Origin of the sequence: Aeromonas sp. HMWF014, assembly GCF_963878295.1 — a bacterium.
GTDB lineage: Bacteria > Pseudomonadota > Gammaproteobacteria > Enterobacterales > Aeromonadaceae > Aeromonas > Aeromonas popoffii.
In genome coordinates this window covers 1-4,817 of sequence record NZ_CAWNYS010000089.1, presented here as the reverse complement: position 1 = coordinate 4,817, position 4,817 = coordinate 1, and the positions used below count along the sequence as shown (strand labels likewise).

Genomic DNA, 4,817 nt, shown 5'->3' with positions numbered 1-4,817 from the left:
GATTTATGGTCGTGCCGATGGCAAGGTTGGCATTGCACTGCTGAGCAACGGTCAGCCGGTTCGTCAATCCAAGGTGGCTGATCCCCGTGGTGCCACTGAGCTTGACCGCATGGTCGACGTCGATGCCAGCCCGCTGATCGCCGGCGATGAGCTCTATGCCATTGCCTACAATGGTCAGCTGATGGCACGCAAGCTGATGACGGGTGACGAGGTGTGGAAGCGCAAGTACTCCGGCTACCGCGACATGGCGGTGACCGGCAATGCCATCGTGCTGACTGACAGCCGCAGCCATCTGTTTGCCGTTGACAGACGCAACGGGCTTGAGCTGTGGTCCAATACCCAGCTGGAAAACCGCACCGTGACTGCCCCTGTCATCTTGGGTGACTATGTGGTGGTCGGCGATGTGGAAGGTTACCTGTATTGGCTGGATCGTACCGACGGTACCATCAAGGCCATGCAGCAGCTCGACAGCAGTGGTCTCTACGCCGCCCCCTTGGTGGACGGTGACACCCTGTATGTGCAGAGCCGTGGCGGTAAGTTGTACGCAATTTCGCGTCCCTGATCGCCCGTCAATGTGAATATCCGGCTCCTGGTCTTCGGACCCGGAGCCTTTGTCGTCTTGAGAATGAGGCTTTTATGACTCCTGTAGTAGCCCTGGTGGGCCGCCCCAACGTGGGGAAATCCACCCTGTTTAACCGCTTGACCCGTACCCGGGATGCCCTGGTGGCCGACTTCCCCGGTTTGACCCGGGACCGTAAATACGGTCAGGCGAAGTTGGGCGAGCTGGAATTTATCGTGGTGGATACCGGTGGTATCGATGGCACCGAAGAGGGGATCGAGCTGAAGATGGCCGAGCAGTCCCTGCTGGCCATCGAAGAAGCCGATGTGGTGCTGTTCATGGTGGATGCCCGTGCCGGTCTGACCGCGGCGGATCAGGCAATCGCCGAGCACCTGCGCAAGACCCACAAGACGGTGTTTCTGGTGGCCAACAAGACCGATGGCATCGACGGTGACTCCGCCGTGTCCGAGTTCTACGGTCTGGCGCTGGGGGAGGTCTATCAGATTGCCGCCGCCCACGGCCGTGGCGTGCTGAGCCTGTTGGAGCTGGCGCTGGCCCCCCACCTGGAAACCCTGGTCGATGCCGCTGCCGAAGAAGATGCGCAGGATGAAGAAGAGGACTTCGACGAAGAAGCCCTGCTGCGCATGGTAGCTGCCGGTGATCTCGATACCAGGGAAGATACCAAGGAGACCCCGTTCGCCGACTTGCCCATCAAGTTCGCCATCGTCGGTCGCCCCAACGTCGGCAAATCGACCCTGACCAACCGCATGCTGGGTGAAGACCGCGTCATCGTCTATGACATGCCGGGGACCACCCGTGACTCCGTCTATGTTCCGATGGAACGTGACGAGCAGAAGTACGTCATCATCGACACCGCCGGTGTGCGCCGTCGTGGCAAGGTGCACGAGACGGTGGAGAAGTTCTCCGTCATCAAGACGCTCAAGGCTATTGAAGATGCGAACGTCTGCCTGCTGGTGATCGATGCCCAGGAGACCATCACGGATCAGGATTTGAGCATCCTCGGCTTCGTGCTTCACTCAGGCCGCTCAGTGGTGCTGGTGGTGAACAAGTGGGATGGCCTTGATCAGAAGGTGAAAGAGGACGTCAAGAACGAGCTGGACAGACGTCTGGGCTTCATCGATTTTGCCCGTGTTCACTTCATCTCAGCTCTGCACGGCAGCGGCGTCGGCCACCTGTTTGAATCCATTCAGGAGGCGTACCAGTCCGCCACCCGCCGTACCAGCACCGCCATGCTGACCCGCATCATGCAGATGGCGCAGGAAGATCACCAGCCGCCCATGGTGAACGGTCGCCGCGTCAAGCTGAAGTATGCCCACGCCGGTGGTTACAACCCGCCCCGTATCGTGATCCACGGCAACCAGTTGAACGACCTGCCGGATTCGTACAAGCGATATCTCATCAACTACTTCCGCAAGTCGCTCAAGATCATGGGCTCCCCGATCCGGGTCGAGTTCCAGGAGTCGGCCAACCCGTTTGAGGGGCGGAAGAACACCATGACCCTGAGCCAGGAGCGTCAACGCAAGCGCCTGCTCAAGGCCAAAACCAAGAAATAAGGCCCAGCGGCTGCCCTCACCGGCAGCCGTTTTTTCTGGGTAAGAGGCGAGGGGGATCTGCTGTGGGGTGGCCCACAGCACATTCACTTTGAGAGGCGTCGAGTATGAGCACCCTGATATGCCCGGCCTGCAGCGCCGAGCTGGACAGCCGCAGCCCCGAGATCCGCTGTGGTCAGTGCCAGGCCCGTTATCGCATCCGGGCCCTGTGTCCGACCTGCCAGCAAGAGCTGGAGCGGCTCAAGGCCTGCGGCGCTGTGGATTACTTCTGTAACCACTGCAACAGCCTGGTGTCGAAGCGCACGGTGATCTTTGAGGCGACCCCGGCAGGGCAGGCGTGAGGCAATAAAAAACCCGGCAAATGCCGGGTTTATGCTGTGTGTTCTGCTATCAGCAAGGTGTAGGAGCGGTTTCTGCGCCATATCTTGCGTTTGATGTCATTGAGCTTGAGTTTACGTCTGGGGCTCCAGGCGCACTTTGCTTTTCTGACCAGTGTGGTTCTTCTGCGAGCTCGCATCTTGGTCTCCTCCCATTGGATGGCCATCCCGGCCTTGATGAATGGAGCCCATCTGAAAATGCGGTCATCCAGCTGGCAAGCTGATGAAATCAGGCGATAAAAACAGTTTCGGACAGGCCCCGGCACATCCGGATGGTAACAGAGAACCGACCCGTAAAACAAACTGGTCAACAGGCTTCAACGCAGGGTGATCTGCTTGACCACTTCGGCAATGACGGTGGGATGTTCGGCACTGGGCGGTTCGCTGCTGTCGTCGTCATCCAGCTCCTCGCGGCGGTGGGCCTTCTGCTGCTCGTTGTCGAGCCAGAGCAGGCTCTGGTAATACTGGCGCACGTTGTTGACGTAGTTGCGCGCCTCGCCGCCCCGGGCATAGCCGTAGCGTGCCTTGCGGTGCCAGCGCGCCTGCTGCAGCAGGGGCAGTACCTCCTTCACGTCGCTCCAGGCGTCGGGGTTCTTGCCGAGCTCCTTGGTCAGACGGCGGGCATCCATCATGTGGCCGTAGCCGATGTTGTAGGCGGTGAGGGCAAACCACACCTTCTCGTCATCGGGCACGGAGGCGGGCACCTTCTCCATCATCTGTTGCAGATAGCGGGCACCGCCCTTGATGCTCTCCTCCGGGTGCAGCCGGTTGTTGACCCCCATCGCCTTGGCGGTGGGTTCGGTCAGCATCATCATGCCGCGCACGCCTGTGTAGGAGCGCGCTTCAGGATCCCAGTGGGACTCCTGATAGCTGATGGCGGCCAGCAGGCGCCAATCCACCACGCTGGCGTGAGTCTTGAACAGATCCTGATACTTGGGCAGCAGGCTTTTGGCCCGCTGCAGGAAGGTGCGGGTGTCGACGAAGTCGAAGTTCTGCACATGGCCGAAGTACTTCTCGTCCAGCTTGGCGATGGCGCCATCCATGAAGCGCTGACCGAAGAAGTCGATGATGCTGGCGTAGAGGCTGTCATCGGGCAGCTTGGTCATGGCCCAGGCCACGGTCTGGTTTTTGGAGAGGGTCAGCCCCTCGGTGAGCTCGGGGTAGTAGCGCTGGGTACGGGCCAGCACCGTATCCTGCACCACTGTGTAATCAATCTTGCCGTCGGCCACCTGCTTGAGCAGCTCTTCCACGTCTGCGTCCCGGTTGGTACTCCACGTCAGATTGGGGTGCTGTTTGCTGAGCTCCTTGAGCAGGTCTTCACCGGTGGAGCCGGCAGGCACCACAATGGAGCCCTTGAGATCCCCTAACTCCTTGGGTTTGGGGGAGCCGTTGCGATAGACCAGCTTGGGGGAGACCTGATAAAAGCCAGGGCCGAAGCGAAACAGGGCACGTCGCTCCGGGGTCACGACGATGGCGGCGGCGGCGAGATCCAGCTTGCCCTTCTTGAGCAGCTCGACCAGTTCGGCGGTGGAGTAGACAGGGACTATGGTGAGCTCGACGCCCAACCAGTCGGCATAGCTTTTCGCCAGCTCGTAATCGAAGCCCTGGGCGGTCTCGTCACGCTGGTAATAGGAGGTGGGGCCATAGATGGTGCCAACCCGGATCTCGCCTCGTTGGCGGATCTGTTCCAGCTGGCTGGAAGGGGTGTAGAAGTTACAACCGACCAGGGTCAGCAGCAACATCAGCCCGATAAGCAGTCGAAAAATGCAGCGCAAGTAGCGGAGTACCCTTGTTGAAAAAATCAGCATTTGTCAAAAAAGAGGGACCTTTATACCAGAGAGTGTGCACCGAGTCACACTCGGTAAATCAAGAAAAACGTTTGTCCGGCGTCGGCCTGATCCCTATAATATGCGCGTCTCAATTCCCCCCCACTTTAACACTTGGTGAGAAAGGTCATATGGATATCTTGCGTGGTGCCCCAGCACTGTCTGATTTTCGTGTCCAAAAACTGCTGCAACACTTCGCACAGATGAGAGAGGAGAACGGAGTAGAGATAGAGGATGTCTATGCCGAATATGTGCACTTTGCCGAGCTCTCGAGCCCGCTGTCACCGCCCGAGCGAGCGACATTGGGCCAGCTCCTGCGCTACGGCCCGACCATCCCCGAACACACCCCCAGCGGTCAGCTGTTTCTCGTTACCCCCCGCCCCGGCACTATCTCCCCCTGGTCTTCCAAAGCAACCGACATCGCTCACAACTGCGGCTTGAATCAGGTCAAGCGGCTGGAGCGTGGTATTGCCTATTACCTGAC

General features: G+C 59.4%; 5 protein-coding genes. 4 read left to right on the top strand and 1 reads right to left on the bottom strand.

Annotated elements, in window-relative coordinates:
- From AAC083_RS03570 to AAC083_RS03560, 3 genes are all read left to right on the top strand, one after another.
- A partial coding sequence (locus tag AAC083_RS03570) for an outer membrane protein assembly factor BamB family protein (protein WP_146181564.1) occupies positions 1 to 562 on the top strand: 562 nt, incomplete at its 5' end.
- A 74-nt stretch (positions 563 to 636) separates the two neighbouring features.
- A complete protein-coding gene (gene der, locus AAC083_RS03565) occupies positions 637 to 2,133 on the top strand; it encodes a ribosome biogenesis GTPase Der (RefSeq protein ID WP_042034393.1) in 1,497 nt (498 codons plus the stop codon).
- A gap of 104 nt (positions 2,134 to 2,237) precedes the next feature.
- Positions 2,238 to 2,471 (top strand): zinc ribbon domain-containing protein, encoded by a 234-nt coding sequence (locus AAC083_RS03560; RefSeq protein ID WP_108535818.1) that lies wholly within the window; start codon positions 2,238 to 2,240, stop codon positions 2,469 to 2,471.
- 353 nt (positions 2,472 to 2,824) lie between these two features.
- On the opposite strand, the gene mltF is transcribed toward AAC083_RS03560, so the two are convergent.
- Positions 2,825 to 4,315 (bottom strand): membrane-bound lytic murein transglycosylase MltF, encoded by a 1,491-nt coding sequence (mltF, locus tag AAC083_RS03555; RefSeq protein WP_108535816.1) that lies wholly within the window; start codon positions 4,313 to 4,315, stop codon positions 2,825 to 2,827.
- A 149-nt stretch (positions 4,316 to 4,464) separates the two neighbouring features.
- Between mltF and AAC083_RS03550 the strand changes: the two genes are divergently transcribed.
- On the top strand, positions 4,465 to 4,817 hold a 353-nt coding region (locus AAC083_RS03550; RefSeq protein WP_181364632.1), incomplete at its 3' end, for a hypothetical protein.